This window comes from Kribbella sp. NBC_00709 (assembly GCF_036226565.1).
Taxonomy (GTDB): Bacteria; Actinomycetota; Actinomycetes; order Propionibacteriales; family Kribbellaceae; genus Kribbella.
On the sequence record NZ_CP108996.1, the window covers coordinates 2,493,626 to 2,508,410 of the forward strand.

The window sequence follows — 14,785 nt, forward strand, 5'->3', positions numbered from 1 at the left end:
GTCAGCCACCACTTCCGACACGGTTGGCCCGGGCAAGCAAGAACATCAGGTACGGCGCGCCCACCACGCCTGTCACGACCCCGACCGGCAACTGCGTCTCCCCGAACGCGTGCTGTGCCACGAGATCCGACAACCCGACCACCAGCGCCCCGAGCAACGCGGACGCGATCATCGCCGGCCCCGGCGACCGGGTCAGCCGCCGAGCGATCGGCGGCGCGACGAACGCCACGAACCCGATCGGTCCCGCCGCGGCGGTCGCCACCGCGGCCAGCAGTACGGCGACCACGATCAACCCGAGCCGCGACACCTCCACCCGCAGCCCCAGCCCGTACGCCGTCTCGTCGCCGAGCTGCAGGATCCGCAGCTGATGGGCGAGGAACACCATGAACGGCAGCAGCACGACGAACGTGATCGCCAGCGACCGTACGTTCGACCAGTCCCGCCCGTTCAGACTCCCGGTCAGCCAGATCAGCGCCTGCTGAGCGATCTCCACCCGCGCCTTGGTCAACAGGTACGACGTGATGCTGGTCGCGATCGCGCCGATCCCGATGCCGATCAGGATCAGCCGGTAGCTCGATACCCCATGCCGCCAGGCCAGCACGTACATGATGAACGCCGTCAGCACCGCGCCGACGATCGCGAACGCCGACACCGCGACCCCGGTCAGTCCGAGCGTCACGATCGCGAACACCGCGAACGCGCTGGCGCCGTACGTCACGCCGATGATGTCCGGGCTCGCCAGCGGGTTGCGGGCGATGCTCTGGAAGATCGCGCCCGACAGGCCCAGCGCCGTCCCGACCAGCAGGCCGGTGAGCGCCCTGGGCAACCGAAGGGTGTTGACGATGAACTCTGTCGCGTGGTCGCCGCCGCCGAACAGCGTCTTCACCACATCGATCACCGGGATCTTGAAGTCACCCAGCGACAATGAGACACAGAAGGTCGCGAACACCACGACCGCCAACACGACGATGACGACGAGCGAACGGCTCTGCCGGGCAGCACGAGCCCGCGCAATGACTTGAACCGCTTCGGCCGTCACAAGTCCGCCAGCTTTCGGCGGCGTACGAGGATGATGAAGAAGGGCGCGCCGAGGACCGCGGTCACGATGCCGACCTGGAGTTCACCGGGCAGCGCGACGACCCGGCCGATCACATCGGAGCCGAGCAGCAGGATCGGTGCCAGCAGCATCGAGTACGGCAGGATCCATCGGTAGTCCGGGCCGGTCACCAGCCGCGCGATGTGCGGGATGGTCAACCCGATGAACCCGATCGGCCCGGCCGCCGCGGTCGCCGCGCCACACAGCAGTACGACGACGACCGCGACGAACAACCGGGCCAGACCGACCCGCTGACCGAGCGACTTCGCCACGTCATCCCCCAGCGACAACGCGTTCAGCACCCGCCCGCAGAACAGCGACAGCACGATCCCGACCAGGATGAACGGCGCCACCTGGGCCGCAACATCCGAACCGCGGCCGGCGAACGACCCGACCGACCAGAACCGGAACTGGTCGAACGTGTCGACGTCGCCGATCAGCAGCGCCGTCGTCAACGACCCGAGCATCGCGGTCAGCGCCGCGCCGGCGAGCGCGAGCTTCAGCGGCGTCGCGCCGTCCCGTCCGAGCGACCCGAGCAGATAGACGGCGACGGACGCCGCGGCGGCGCCGGCGAACGCGAGCCAGACGTACGCCGTCAACGTCGACAACCCGAACCAGTAGATGCCCCCGACAACGAACAACGCGGCGCCGCCGTTCACGCCGAGGATGCCGGGATCGGCCAGCGGGTTGCGGGTCACGCCCTGCATCAACGCTCCGGACAGCCCGAGGGCAGCGCCGACCATCAGGCCGATCAGGGTCCGCGGCACCCGCAGCGACCGGACGATCACGTGATCGGTGTTCGCCTCGTTGTAGTGGCGCAGGGCATCGATGACGGTGGACAGCGGGATCTGCTTCGACCCGATCGCGATGCTGAGCAGCATCACCAGCACCAGCAGGACGACGCAACCGATCAGTCCGAGGACAAGGGTGGTCCGGCGGGCACGCCGCCGCGGCCGCGCCGGAGCGGAGGCCAGGTCGGGGTCGGCGGAAGCGACAGCACTAGGCGGGGGCATTGGACTTTCGGGATCCTCTTAGGTAAGGCTAACCTCTAGATGTCTCACCATAACCCGGCCGCCCTCGGGTCCGCACCCTGCGTCTCCCCCGCGAAGTTTATGGAGAAACCACAGTATGACGACTGTGCTCGAGCGACCGATCGAGTTCGACTCGCTCCTGGCCACCGTGGCGGCCGTCGACGACCTGAGCCCGCACCTGCGCCGCGTGACGTTCGTCGCACCGCGGATCGCGGACGCGGTCACCGCCGGCCCCGACCAGCGGATCAAGGTCCTGCTCGCCCCACCGAACGGTACGGCGATCAAGCTGCTGTCCGGCCCGGAGTGGTACGCCGAATGGTGCGCACAGCCTGCCGACGAACGTTTCATCATGCGGACGTACACCGTGCGAGCCCTCCGGCCGGAGGTGGCCGAGGTGGATGTCGAGTTCGTGCTGCACGGGGTCAACGGGCCGGCGTCGGCGTGGGTCAGCGAGGCGCAGTTGGGTGACGAGGTCGGCCTGCTCCTGCCGTTCGCGGTCGACACCACGAGCATCAAGGGTCTGCTGCACTCCGGTGTCGACTACGTTCCGCCGGCGAGCAGCGAGCGCCGGATCCTGGTCGCGGACGAGACCGCGCTCCCGGCGGTGGCGGGGATCCTCGAGGAGCTCCCGGCCGGAGTACAGGCCACGGTGTTCGTCGCCGTACCGGATGCTGCCGACGTACGGCCGCTGCCCGGGAACGCCGACATCACCTGGGTCACCGACGGATCGTTGCTGGAGGCACTCAAGTCGGCGGCGCTGCCGTTCGACCCGGACTACGCCTGGGTCGCCGGCGAGTCGTCGATGATCAAGTCGGTACGCCGGCACCTGGTCAACGTCGTCGGGATGCCGAAGGCCGCCATCTCCTTCCAGGGGTACTGGAAGCGCGGCGAGGCGCACTGCTGAGGATCCGGGAGAGCTGAAGGGCAGAGGTCCAGCCCTCCCGGAAGCCTTGTTCTACGAGGGATTCTCGGCGTGCGTGAGGGTCTCCCAAGCGACGAACAGGTTGTTGGAGCCCGCCGGGCGGCGGGACTCGGTGAGCGCCTGGGTGTTCGACATCGCGATCCCGAGCCGGGTGTGCAGCGCGTTGTAGCCGACCTCGGTGATCGGGCCGAGACCGCGGTTCACCGTGCCGCCGCAGAGCCAGGACGGCACCGGTTCGAGGTTGCGCTCCCAGCGGGACTGGAAGCCGAGCGCCTGGCGAAGCCGTTCACCGAATTCGGGGTACATGTCGACGCCCTGGATCCGGGCCGTCTCCAGCACATGTGAGATCGACGAGATGCCGTAGCCGGTGTGAGTGAAGTCGCGGCAGGTCTCCTGAGTCAAGCCTGTCACGAACGTCCCCTGGCCCTGCCAGTAGCTGACGATCTTGTCGCGGGTGTTGAGGTTCTGGCTCGGCACGGTCTTCGGCAGCGCACCGTCGGACTCGAGGTACACGTACGCCGGTACACGCAGCCGGTACAGCGAGATCGCCTTGTCGTAGATGGTCTTGTCCTCCAGGAACACGCCGATGCCCTGGAGGGCCTCGGTCATGCTCAACTCCCAGTTCCCGTTGGAGTTGGAGCCGTTGATCATCTCCGGGACGTACACGTTGCGCAGCATGGTCGCGAACCGGCCCGAGTTCGGCCAGTTGCCGTACAGGTACTTGATGATCTCCGCGGCCTTCGGCCACGACGACGCGGACCACGCGGTCTGCAGCGGCGCGTTGCTGTTGGTGTGGTCCTGAATGGTCGCCGACCACGCATCCATCAGCTGGATCGACTTCTGCGCGTACGCGGTGTTTCCGGTCAGGTACCAGAGCAGGGCGTCGGTGTACGCCGCGATGGCGTCCTCCCGCTCGTTGGTGCAGCCAAGGTTCGGGTTCGAGTACGGCCCGCACTCCACGACCGCACGCGGCGTGGGCGTCCGGGACAGGGAGGCGTACGTACTGTTCTTCGCCTGGTTGAACGCGTTCGTCCAGGGCTGCGCGCCGGCCTGCACCTTGGCCTTGACGAAGTCGAGCTGGGCCCGGCTCACTCCGACACCGGGATGGGTGAACGTCGCCGGCGCGTCGACGGCCGCCGGAGCGTTCGGGGAGGCGATCGCTGGACTGCTGAGCGTCCCGGCAACCAGCGCAGCACAGGCTGCGGCCAGGACCAGGGGTTTCTTTCTCATGGGCGGTGTCCTGTCTTCGGGGGCGGTGGACACTTGCGCTTCCCCCACTAGCGCAGGGTCTTTGCGAAAGTGTTGACGACGTTAAGTAATGGCGTCAACACCCCAGCCGAAACGGAACAGGCGACCGAGTTTTCCCAGGTCAGCGGAACAAAATGAGAGTTTGTCCCAGAACTAGTGACCGAGCTGGCTGGTGATGCGCTCGACGATGACGCTCGTCGCGTAGCGCGTCGTGCCCGGCGGCTCGACGTCGTTCCAGTCGCCGGTGTACTTCCGCGCGACCGCCTGCTCCAGGGTCAGCTCCGGGTCCGGCACCAGGTCGTCGATCCGGCCGCGCAGCTCGACGTAGTACGTCGGCCGGGCCGGGTCGACGATGACCACCGAGATCAACGGGTTCCGCTGCAGGTTCCGCAGCTTCTGCCGCCCGTCGACCAGGCTGATGCGCACCCGCTCGCCATCCCAGAGGAACCACAGCGGCGTCACCTGCGGCTCGCCGCGCTTGCCGATCGTGCCCACCATCGCGACCGCCGTCGACGACAGCAGGTCATGAAACTCCGCGGGAATCTCCACGGTGCCGAGAATAAGCTCAGCGGAGGGCGAACTCGCCCGCGTGCACGCCGGCAGCGTCCAGCAACGTCGCGGCCGTGACCGCACCGATGCCGCCGAGCGGCTGGGCGCGGACGACCGCCCGCGCGCTCGCCCCGTCGAAGATCATCGTCAGCTGGATGGCCAGCGTGGACGGGTCCTCGGCGCCGGCCTTCACCAGCTCGCGGTGGAAGAAGTCGGTGAGCTGCTGCTTGAAGTGCCGCGCCACCACCGACCCCGGGTGCTCCGGGTTCTTCAGCTCCACCGCCGTGCTCACGTAGGGACAGCCGAGGTAATTGCCAGAGGCAACCAACTCGTCCTGGCGCTCGAACACGGTCAGGATCCGCTCCCGCGGCGACCGGTCGTCCTCCGCGCCCGGGTGCAGCAACGCCTGGTACGCCGGGCCGCGGCTGGCCAGGCTCTCCGCGATCAACTCGTCCTTCGACCGGAACAGCTGGTACATGGACTTCTTCGAGACCCCGGCCGCCTTGCAGAGCGCGTCCACTCCGATGTTGACGCCGTCGCGGTAGAAGAGTTCGCCCGCGGCGTCCAGGAGCCGCTCGCGGGGTGTCGCCGAGGTGGTCATGCCATGAAGCGTACCGGCTGGATTTGAAATCGGAAACCGATCGGTTTACTGTGACCGAAACAGATCAGTTTCCTCCTAGGGAGTTTTCAGATGACCACACTCGAAGGCGCCGTCGTCCTGGTCACGGGCGGGCAGCGCGGTATCGGCAAGGCAATCGTCGACGACCTGCTGAGCCGCGGCGCTGCGAAGATCTACGCGACCGCCCGCACCCCTCGACCGAGCACCGATCCGCGCGTCGTCCCGCTGCCCTTGGAGATCACCGACCAGGCCTCGATCGACGCCCTCGCCACGGCCGCTCCGGACGTGACGATCCTGATCAACAACGCCGGCGCCAGCTCGCCGGACACCTACCTGGACGCCCCGATCGAGGACGTCCGCGCCGTCTTCGACGCGAACTTCTTCGGCCCCCTGCAGCTCACCAAGGCGTTCGTCCCGATCATCGAACGCAACGGCGGCGGCCACATCCTGAACGCCCACTCGGCGCTCTCGTGGGTCGCGCGGCACGGCGCGTACTCCGCGACCAAGGCCGCGTTCTGGCTGCAGACCAACGCGATCCGCGTCGAGCTGCTCAACCGCGGCATCGGCGTCACCGGACTGCACATGGGGTACGTCGACACCGAGATGGTGTCCGCAGTCACCGCCCCGAAGTCGCGGCCCGAGGACATCGCCAAGCAGGCCCTCGACGGCATCGAGTCCGGGGCATACGAGGTCCTGGCCGACGACACCGCGCGCGGCGCCAAGGCAGCCATCTCGGGCGACCTGACCGCCGTGTACCCCGAGCTAGTTGGCTGAGAAGTAGACGTCGCGATCGCGGGTGTATTCCATCGCACCCGCGATCCCGTCGGCGGCATCCGCACCGAGTTCGCGTTCGACGACGTGCAGGGCGAGGTCGATTCCACAGGTGATGCCGCCGGCGGTGATGAGGTTGCTGTCGTCGACGACCCGGTTGGTCTTGAGGTCGGCGCCGAACGCCTCCAGCTCGGCCCAGGCGCCGCGGTTCGTGGTGGCCGGGCGGCCCTTCACCAGCCCGGCTTCGGCGAGCAGCATCGAGCCCGTGCACACCGAGCCGATCCACTGCAGCGAGGGCGCCAGCTCCGCGATCCGGGCCGTCATCACGCCACGCCGCGCCTCGGCCCACGAGCCCTTCTCGGCGCGGTTCATCCACCCACCACCCGGGACGAAGAGCGCATCCGGCTGCCCCAGCCCCTCAGGCGCCTTGAACTGCAAGCCGTGCAGCCCGGTCACCTCGGCCGGACCGTCGAGCCCCACCAGGGCCAGGTCGAACCCCGGCCGCCGCGCCGCGTGACTCCAGACCTCGAACGGCCCCATCACGTCCATCTCGTCCACACCGTCGAACACCAGGATCTCGATTCGCATACCCCTACCCAACCGGGGCGGCTCCAGGGGCAGCCAGTGGCCATGACGCCGATGTCCGCAAGGATCTGGCCAGCGTCGTCAGACCAGGACGTCAGTGGCCTTGTGCTTGTGGTCGACTCCCTCCACGAAGATCACTACACCGTCGGAGTTCTCGGTCCGCAGCGGCAGGATCTCGCGGTAGTCCGGCGACTCGTACCAGTCCCGCAGATGGTCGTAGTCCGGGAACTCGATCACGATCGGCGCCCCCTCCCACTCGCCCTCGATCTGCTCGGGTTGCGAGCCGTGCACGATGAAGTGACCGTCGTACGGCGCCAGTGTCTCGTCGATCCGCTCCAGGTACTCGACGATGTCGGCACCCATCCGGACGTTGCGCAGGTAAGCGATCGCGTAGGCCTTCATTCTCTGTGTCATGGCTTCAGCTTCGGCCACGCGGTGAATTCGCACGATTACCTCTGAGGTCATCGGGACGGCTTGGTCTGCTGCCGACGTACCGTAGATGCCATGTCAGTCTCAGGGGGACCGCCTTCCACCCATGCCGGGGAGGTGGAGGACGAGCGGCTCGGGCCGTACCGATTGATCCGGCGGCTCGGACAGGGCGGCATGGGCGTCGTCTACCTGGCCGAGGGACCGGAGCACCAAGAGGTCGCGGTCAAGGTGCTGCGGCCGCACGTGGCGCACGACCCGATCGCACGGGCCCGGTTGCAGCGCGAAGCGACCACACTGCAGAAGGTGGACCACCCCGGCGTGGCCGGCATCCTCGACCACGACCTGGAAGCTGAGCGGCCCTATCTGGTGACCCGGTTCGTCCCCGGACGTCCCCTGGACGAGCAGGTCGACGAGCGCGGCCCGCTGACCCCGCGTAAGTGGCTGCCGCTGGCCGGCTGCCTGGCCGAGTCGCTGCAGGCGATCCACGCGGCCGGCGTGATCCACCGCGACCTGAAGCCCGGCAACGTGATGATGTTCAACGGCAAGCCGGTGATGATCGACTTCGGCATCGCCCAGGCCGCCGACGACCTGCGACTCACCCAGACCGGTTTGGTGATCGGTACGCCGGGATACCTGGCGCCCGAGCTCATCGAGGGCGAGATGGTGTCGGAGTCCGCGGACTGGTGGGGCTGGGCGGCCACCGTGGCGTTCGCCGCGACCGGACGCCGGCCTTTCGGCAAGGGACCGTTCGAGGCGGTGCTGGCCCGAGTGCACTCCGGTCAGGCCGACCTGGAAGGACTGGACCCGCGGCTGAAGCCATTGCTCGCTGCGGCGCTGTCGCCGGGCAAGGCCGATCGCCCGACGCAGGAAGAAATCATGACCGGCCTCAGCCGGTACTCCGAAGGCCGTGACGCCCTAGTGCCGCGCGAGATGCCCACCGTGGCCGCCGTGGCGCCGACCCGGCTCGTGACGAAGCTCATGCCTACGGATGAGCCTGTCGCCGAGGAGCCGACTGGTCCGACACCAACCGAGGTCGCACAGCTCGTACCGCCGGTGCTCCCGCCGCTGTCGGCGTTCGGGCCGCTCCGGGACAAGATCCGGGATGCCACAGCGAAGAAGCCAGAGGTGGCGCAGCACCCGGCGACGTACAGCCCGGCGCCTAATGCGGCCGCACCGGCGGGCATGCCGTTGCCGTACCAGAGCGGTCCGCCGGCGCCGTACGCACAGCCTTATCCCCAGCAGCAGGCTGGTCCGCCGGCTGTTGTGCAACCTGCTCAGCCGGCTCAGCCCACCAAGGCTCCGCCTACTGGTCGACGTACTGCGGTCGTCATCGGCTTCATGGTCGCGCTGACCGGACTGATCGCGTTCACTCCGTTGATCGGTGCAGCAGTCGCCGTAGTACTGCTCGTGCTCGCGCGGACAGTCGACCGTTCGAGCACGGCGTTGATGCGGCGCCGTCAGGTCCGTGGACGATCCGGCAAGTCGGACGGCGTCGTCGCGGCAGCGGCCAGCCCGTTGCAGCTGGCAATGGCCGCACTGATCACACTGCCCTGTCTGATCCTGCCGCTGGTCATGGCAGTTGTGGTCGGTGGCATCGTCACCGGCGTCGCCGCCACGACGTACGACCTGGACTGGCAGCCACTGTCGGCAGTCGGCTTCGGCAGCGCCGCACTGACCGCGCTCTTCACTGCGTGGTGGGGCCCTGGCGGCAGCTCGCTCCGTCGAGGCGCCCACATTGCTGCACGCAATACTTTCCGAACGCACTGGCTCTCTGCACTCATGGCCGTCGTGCTGCTGGCAATCGGCGGTATCACGTTCTACAAGGCCACACAGGGCGCCGGTGCGGACTGGGCGCGCACTCCGATCGAGACGCCGAACATCGAGCGGCCGACCCTCGGCGACCTGCGCAACGCGCCGTTCATCCGCGACCTCCCCATCATCGGCAACTGACGACGGGGAGGCCGGACGGCCTTCTTAGAGCTGCACGATCTGGCTGCGCTCCGGGCCGACGCCGATGGCGGAGATGCGTGCGCCGCTGAGCGACTCGACCGCGCGCACGTAGGACTGCGCTTCCTTCGGCAGGTCCTCGAAAGTGCGGCAGCTGGAGATGTCGTCGGACCACCCGTCGAACTCCTCGTAGACCGGGACCGCGTGGTGGAAGTCGGTCTGGGTCATCGGCATCTCGTCGTACCGGACGCCGTTGACTTCGTACGCGACGCAGACCGGGATCTTGTCGCGGCCGGTCAGGGTGTCGAGCTTGGTGAGCACGAAGTCGGAGACGCCGTTGACGCGGGCTGCGTACCGCGCGATGACCGAGTCGTACCAACCACAGCGGCGCGGGCGGCCGGTCGTCGTACCGAACTCGAAGCCCTGCTGACGCAGCCACTCACCGTCCGCGTCCAGCAGCTCGGTCGGGAACGGACCCTCGCCGACGCGGGTGGTGTACGCCTTCACGACAGCCATCACGCGGTCGATCCGGGTCGGCGGGATGCCGGTGCCGGTGCAGGCGCCCGCGGAGATCGCGTTCGACGAGGTGACGAACGGGTACGTGCCGTGGTCGACATCGAGCAGCGTCGCCTGGCCGGCCTCCATCAGCACGGTCTTGCCGTCGTCGAGCGCCTTGTTCAGCAGCAGGCTGGTGTCCGCGACCATCGGCCGCAGGCGGTCGGCGTACGACAGCAGCTCGTCCAGCACCTCGCGGATCTCGACCGCGCGCCGGTTGTACACCTTCACCAGCAGCTGGTTCTTCTGCTCCAGCGCGCCGGTGACCTTCTGCTCGAGGATCTTCTCGTCGTACAGGTCCTGGACCCGGATGCCGACCCGGTTCATCTTGTCGGCGTACGTCGGACCGATGCCACGGCCGGTGGTGCCGATCTTCCGGCTGCCGAGGAACCGCTCGGCGACCTTGTCGAGGGTCCGGTTGTACGGCGGGATGAGGTGCGCGCTCGCACTGACCACGAGCCGCGACGTGTCCACCCCGCGCGCCTGCAGCGCGTCGAGCTCCTCGAACAGCACGCTGAGGTCGACCACGACCCCGTTGCCGATCACCGGGGTCACGCCCGGTGTGAGGATGCCGCTCGGGAGCAGGTGCAGCGCGTACTTCTCGGATCCGATCACCACCGTGTGGCCGGCGTTGTTACCGCCGTTGAACTTCACCACGTAGTCGATGACCTCGCCCGTGTTGCCGAGCAGATCGGTCGCCTTGCCTTTGCCCTCATCGCCCCACTGGGCGCCGACGAGCACGATTGCGGGCATCTCAGCCCTCCTGTGCTTGAAACGGTGAAGCCCGGAGACGTTCACCGGACGTTCATCCGGTAACGCATCCAGGCTCTTACGACCAAAGCCTACCGGACCGGGGCGGCACCGTTTCGGGCCTGTCCACAACCCCTAAGCAGCCGTTTCAAGTAGCTGCTTCATCAAACGATGGGTTGCCATTTTCCGTGATCGCGTGCACACTCTTAGTCAGCGGCCCGCCGAAACTGCCGCAGGGGACGGTTCCGGCGGGCCGCTTCCTCGTTCCGGTGGGAACGCAGGCTCATTCCAGGCCCTCGGGGTTCGAGGCGAGCCACTCCTTCACCCGCCGGTCGGCCTCCTCCGCGGAGACGTCCTCGACCTTCGTCAGGATCGCCCAGCGGTGCCCGAACGGGTCGATCACCGTGCCGAACCGGTCGCCGGTCATGAAGGTCTGCACCGCCTCGACCGACGTCGCGCCGGCCTCGATCGCCTTCGCGTACGTCGCGTCCACGTCCGGCACGTAGTGCACCAGTGACGAGTGCACCCACTCGCCGTTCGGCGCTCGCAGACCGATCTGCGGCATCTGATCGCTCAGCTGCAGCATCGAGTTGCCGAACTTGAGCTCTGCCTGACCGACGCGGCCGTCGGGCATGTCCTGCCGGCTGATCACCTCCGCCCCGAAGACCGAGCGGTAGAACTCGATCGCCTTCGGCCCGTCCGCGACGGCAAGGTACGGGGTCAGCGAGTGATAACCGTCGGGGATGGGGTTTACCGTGTTCGTCGTCATGCCTCTAGTGAAGTCGCTCGGGGCCTTGCCGGTCTTGTAAGAAAGCGACAGCCAGCCTTGACCCAGCCACCGGACAGCGAGAAGGGCATCCTGCATCCGCGGGAGCAGGCCCGTCATCGTTCCCTCAGCCGCCTCGCGCCGGGACCGGAGGCGGGGCGGTTCGTGGAGTGGTACTGGATCGTCGAGTGGGACCTGGAGGCGCCGTACACGGCCGAGGTGCTGCCGTACCCGAGCGTGAACGTGACGTTCGAGCAGCCGGGTGGCGCGTTCGTGAACGGGGTCTGCACGCGTAAGTTCGAGCGGGAGCTGGTGGGCCGCGGCCGGGCGTTCGGGGTGAAGTTCTGGGCCGGCGGCTTCGGGGCGATCACCGGGCTCGACGTGGGCTCGTTCCGCGACGAGGTGCTGCCGTTGACCGACGTCTTCCCGGACGGCGATCGGCTGGCGGACCTGATGTTCACGGCCGAGTCCGACGAACGGCGTCGCGCCGTGTTCGAGGCGTTCCTGCGCGACCACCTCGCGCCGCCGGACCCGTCGTACGACCTGGTGCGCGAGATCGTCGCGACGATGGCGGCCGACCGGTCGATGGCGCGCGTGGACGAGATCACCGAGCGTTTCGGCGTACCGATCCGGACTCTGCAGCGGCTGTTCCGGCGGTACGTCGGGGTGGGGCCGAAGTGGATCCTGCGGCGGTACCGGCTGCACGACGGCGCCGAGCTGCTGGCCCAGGGCGAGGTAGCCGAGCTGGCGGACCTGTCCGCGTCCCTCGGCTACTTCGACCAGGCGCACTTCTCGAAGGAGTTCAAGCAGCAGATCGGTCTCACCCCGGCCGAGTACGCCACGAGAGCCGCCACCGAACGCCAGATCACCTACCGCTGAGCCTCACCGTCACTGCCATCATCGTTGCCATCAACGCCGCTCCGAGTGCGACCGCGAAGCCGTACTGCGCACTGTGTCCGTCGACGACCCAGCCGGCGAACGCGGAGCCCAGCGCGATGCCCGCGGCGCCGCCGGAATTCAGCCAGGTGAATGCCTGGGTGAGGATCGCAGGGTCGACCGTCGACTCGGCCAGTACCGCGGACAGAGTCTGGAACGGCGCGATCGCCAACCCAGGAAGGGCCAACGCAACAGCTGCAGTCAGTGGAGTGTGCGCGGCGATCAGCGGCAGGCAACTCATGGTCAGCCAGCTGAAGGCGATGACGAACTGCGTCTCCGGTGCGGTCCGCCAACGCCTTGCGCCGTACACGAGGCCGGCGAACAGACTCACCAGGCTGGTGATGCTGTACAGCGGTCCGGCCAGACCCGGCGTACCTCTCGCGACCGCGAACGCCGTGACGGAGACCTGCATGCTGCCGAAGAACAGGCCGATGCCGACGTTCGTACCGACGAGGCCGACGAATCGCTTGTGCAGCAACCGTTTCGTGCCCCCATGCTGACCAGGCGCAGTTGGCGGCGGCGCCGTACCCCGCTGCACCGCCAGCAGAAGGCCACCGGTCACCAGGAGACTCGTCGCGAGTATGGAGCCTGCTGCCGGGCTGGTGGACGAGCTGACGATGCCGACGAGCCCCGGACCGACCATGAACGCGATACCGACGCTCAGTGCCTCCAACGCGAACGCTGAGGAGAGCAGTGGGGTGTCACGTAGCGCGTACGACCATCGGGCCGCTGTCTGAGCGCTCAGCTGCGGTAGCGATCCGCCTGCGAGAACGCCTGCCACAACGAGTGACCAGAGGGACGCGTTGGAGACGGTCAGGGTGATGAGCACTGCCATCGTTGTTGCGTGGGCGAGCAAGGTGATCGGCAACATGCGGGTCTGACCGAAACGGTCGATGAGCCGGGCGACCTGCGGTCCGGCGACCGCTTCGGCGACGGCGAAGCCGCCGGTGACGCTTCCTGCCGCGGCGTACGAGCCGGTCGATCCGTGGACCAGCCAGACGACGCCGAGGCCGGTCATCGCGATCCCGATCCTTGCCGGGGCCGCTGCCAGGTAGAACTTCCATGCGCCAGGAGTCCGCAGTACCGCTGCGTAAGTGGGCGCGCCTATCCGTCCGGTGAGAGCCGGCACGGTGTGACCTTCCGCTGCCCGGAGGGGCGGGGACCTGACCGTGGGCGTCCAGCTTCGCCGGTCTGTCCGTCCGCCTAGAACCGTCCATGTTCGGCAGGAAACGGGGACGCTCGCCGCCTGCCGGCACTGTCAACGGGCAGTTATCTGGTTCTGGTTGACCGGAACATCGTACCGTCCTCGAGCACCGGCACGCTGCGGCTCTCGTCCACCTCCGCCGCGATCGCGACGTCCTCCGGATAGCCGTACTGCGCGAGCTCGCGACCGCCGGCGCACTCGTGCAGGAGCTTGGGCAGCTGACCGGCAACAGCGTCGTACGCCGCCACTGCTGCCCGCGCCTCGGGGGACAGGTCGTCCTGGTCGAGCGCACTCAGGAAACCACCGGCTCCCCAGAGGTCCTCGACCGCCGGCCGGAGCGATCCGTCCGTCCACCGCTCCCCCGCCGCGATCGCCACGACCCGGCGGCCGGCGCCGTGCTCCCTGACCCAAGCTGCGGCCGCTTGGCGGTTACGCAACGACACCGCGATCACCGTCGCCCCACCGTCACTGAGCTGCTTCGCGATCGTCGATCCGTTCGGTGACGGGAGCACCAGCTTGCTGACGCCTTCCACCTTCCGGATCGTCGCCGGCGAGAGACTCACGTCACCCGGACCGGCCTCGGACCGCCCAACCGCCAGCTTCGCGCCCCACTGCTCGGCGTAGGTCACGGCTGTCTCGTCCCGCCATCTGTAGGGATAGACCTCGATCCCGAGATCGGCCGCCACAGTCACCGCGGTCGTGAAGGACAGCACATCCACCACTGCCACGATGTCCCCGGCAACTACGCCGGCACCCATCGGACCCCAGTCGAACCCGACGCTGAACCCGTCTTGCGCATAAGGGCTGGTCACCCGGCAGATCATTCCGCCGAGCAACCAAGCCCACAACCAGGTTTCAGCTCAGGGCGTCAGCAGCAGCCGGCGACGAGTCGCGCAGGAACGTGGCGCACCGCTCAGCCTCGTCCTTCTCGTCGATCAGCGCGGCCGCCTTGCCCAGCGCCGCCAGTGCACGCAGGAACCCGCGGTTCGGCTCGTGCTCCCACGGCACCGGCCCGTGTCCCTTCCAACCGTTGCGCCGGAGCAGGTCCAGTGCGCGGTGGTAGCCGGTCCGCGCGTAGGCGTATCCCTCGATCGTCCGGCCGTCCGCCAGCGCACCTTCGGCCAGCACCGCCCAGGCGAGCGACGACGTCGGGTGGTTCGCAGCGACCTCCGCGGGAGCGACCCCGTCGGCGAGTTCCGCCGCGGCCGGGTCGACCGGTAGTAGTGTCTCGGGTGGGCCTGAGAGCAGATTGTTCAATTCCATAGGCACATCTTCGCCGATCACGCAGCCGTAGCGGCACGTGACCGTCCGACGAAATCCGTTGACCGTTCACCCACCGGCCACGGATGCTTGAGACCCTGCATCAACCGCCGTGGT

16 protein-coding genes are annotated in these 14,785 nt (G+C 68.0%); 4 read left to right on the forward strand and 12 right to left on the reverse strand.

Annotation, left to right across the window (positions count from 1 at the left end; all coding sequences use genetic code 11):
* Position 1: 1 nt before the first annotated feature.
* Together OHA18_RS12225 and OHA18_RS12230 are read right to left on the reverse strand one after the other, a co-directional pair.
* A complete protein-coding gene (locus OHA18_RS12225; RefSeq protein ID WP_329004160.1) occupies positions 2 to 1,039 on the reverse strand; it encodes a FecCD family ABC transporter permease in 1,038 nt (345 codons plus the stop codon).
* Positions 1,036 to 2,109 carry a FecCD family ABC transporter permease gene (locus OHA18_RS12230; RefSeq protein WP_329004161.1) on the reverse strand — a complete coding sequence of 358 codons (1,074 nt, stop codon included), beginning with the start codon at positions 2,107 to 2,109 and terminating at the stop codon, positions 1,036 to 1,038. The genes OHA18_RS12225 and OHA18_RS12230 overlap by 4 nt, the downstream gene beginning before the upstream one ends.
* 115 nt (positions 2,110 to 2,224) lie before the next feature.
* Between OHA18_RS12230 and OHA18_RS12235 the strand changes: the two genes are divergently transcribed.
* Positions 2,225 to 3,031 (forward strand): siderophore-interacting protein, encoded by an 807-nt coding sequence (locus OHA18_RS12235; protein WP_329004162.1) that lies wholly within the window; start codon positions 2,225 to 2,227, stop codon positions 3,029 to 3,031.
* 51 nt (positions 3,032 to 3,082) lie between these two features.
* Here OHA18_RS12235 and OHA18_RS12240 read toward each other — a convergent pair whose 3' ends face one another.
* From OHA18_RS12240 to OHA18_RS12250, 3 genes are all read right to left on the reverse strand, one after another.
* On the reverse strand, positions 3,083 to 4,279 hold the full coding sequence (locus OHA18_RS12240) for an alginate lyase family protein (RefSeq protein ID WP_329004163.1): 1,197 nt from the start codon (positions 4,277 to 4,279) through the stop codon (positions 3,083 to 3,085).
* A gap of 171 nt (positions 4,280 to 4,450) precedes the next feature.
* Entirely contained in the window at positions 4,451 to 4,846 is a 396-nt protein-coding gene (locus OHA18_RS12245) for a PPOX class F420-dependent oxidoreductase (RefSeq protein ID WP_329004164.1), read from the reverse strand.
* 16 nt (positions 4,847 to 4,862) lie between these two features.
* Positions 4,863 to 5,447: a TetR/AcrR family transcriptional regulator gene (locus OHA18_RS12250; protein ID WP_329004165.1), complete on the reverse strand. Its 585-nt coding sequence runs from the start codon at positions 5,445 to 5,447 to the stop codon at positions 4,863 to 4,865.
* Between the two features lie 90 nt (positions 5,448 to 5,537).
* Here OHA18_RS12250 and OHA18_RS12255 point away from each other — a divergent pair, with 90 nt between their 5' ends.
* Positions 5,538 to 6,239: an SDR family oxidoreductase gene (locus OHA18_RS12255; protein WP_329004166.1), complete on the forward strand. Its 702-nt coding sequence runs from the start codon at positions 5,538 to 5,540 to the stop codon at positions 6,237 to 6,239.
* Here the strand turns inward: OHA18_RS12255 and OHA18_RS12260 are convergent.
* Both OHA18_RS12260 and OHA18_RS12265 read right to left on the reverse strand, forming a co-directional pair.
* A complete protein-coding gene (locus OHA18_RS12260; RefSeq protein ID WP_329004167.1) occupies positions 6,228 to 6,824 on the reverse strand; it encodes a DJ-1/PfpI family protein in 597 nt (198 codons plus the stop codon). The genes OHA18_RS12255 and OHA18_RS12260 overlap by 12 nt on opposite strands.
* Positions 6,825 to 6,902: 78 nt before the next feature.
* Positions 6,903 to 7,235 carry a DUF1330 domain-containing protein gene (locus tag OHA18_RS12265; protein WP_329004168.1) on the reverse strand — a complete coding sequence of 111 codons (333 nt, stop codon included), beginning with the start codon at positions 7,233 to 7,235 and terminating at the stop codon, positions 6,903 to 6,905.
* A gap of 90 nt (positions 7,236 to 7,325) precedes the next feature.
* On the opposite strand from OHA18_RS12265, the gene OHA18_RS12270 reads away from it, so the two are divergent.
* On the forward strand, positions 7,326 to 9,200 hold the full coding sequence (locus tag OHA18_RS12270; RefSeq protein WP_329004169.1) for a serine/threonine-protein kinase: 1,875 nt from the start codon (positions 7,326 to 7,328) through the stop codon (positions 9,198 to 9,200).
* 24 nt (positions 9,201 to 9,224) lie between these two features.
* On the opposite strand, the gene OHA18_RS12275 is transcribed toward OHA18_RS12270, so the two are convergent.
* Together OHA18_RS12275 and OHA18_RS12280 are read right to left on the reverse strand one after the other, a co-directional pair.
* Positions 9,225 to 10,505 carry an adenylosuccinate synthase gene (locus tag OHA18_RS12275; protein WP_329004170.1) on the reverse strand — a complete coding sequence of 427 codons (1,281 nt, stop codon included), beginning with the start codon at positions 10,503 to 10,505 and terminating at the stop codon, positions 9,225 to 9,227.
* 280 nt (positions 10,506 to 10,785) lie between these two features.
* Positions 10,786 to 11,271, reverse strand: coding sequence for a VOC family protein (locus OHA18_RS12280; RefSeq protein ID WP_329004171.1), 486 nt, complete (start codon positions 11,269 to 11,271; stop codon positions 10,786 to 10,788).
* A gap of 57 nt (positions 11,272 to 11,328) precedes the next feature.
* Here OHA18_RS12280 and OHA18_RS12285 point away from each other — a divergent pair, with 57 nt between their 5' ends.
* Positions 11,329 to 12,147, forward strand: a complete 819-nt coding sequence (locus tag OHA18_RS12285) for a helix-turn-helix transcriptional regulator (protein WP_329004172.1) — start codon at positions 11,329 to 11,331, stop codon at positions 12,145 to 12,147.
* Here OHA18_RS12285 and OHA18_RS12290 read toward each other — a convergent pair.
* The 3 genes from OHA18_RS12290 to OHA18_RS12300 all read right to left on the reverse strand — a co-directional run bounded on the left by OHA18_RS12290 (position 12,134) and on the right by OHA18_RS12300 (position 14,671).
* Complete coding sequence (locus OHA18_RS12290) at positions 12,134 to 13,333, reverse strand: MFS transporter (protein ID WP_329004173.1); 1,200 nt, start codon at positions 13,331 to 13,333, stop codon at positions 12,134 to 12,136. The two genes, OHA18_RS12285 and OHA18_RS12290, sit on opposite strands and share 14 nt — an antisense overlap.
* Positions 13,334 to 13,473: 140 nt before the next feature.
* A complete protein-coding gene (locus tag OHA18_RS12295) occupies positions 13,474 to 14,220 on the reverse strand; it encodes a 2-phosphosulfolactate phosphatase (protein ID WP_329004174.1) in 747 nt (248 codons plus the stop codon).
* A 43-nt stretch (positions 14,221 to 14,263) separates the two neighbouring features.
* Positions 14,264 to 14,671 (reverse strand): DUF3151 domain-containing protein, encoded by a 408-nt coding sequence (locus tag OHA18_RS12300; protein ID WP_329004175.1) that lies wholly within the window; start codon positions 14,669 to 14,671, stop codon positions 14,264 to 14,266.
* Positions 14,672 to 14,785 lie beyond the last annotated feature (114 nt).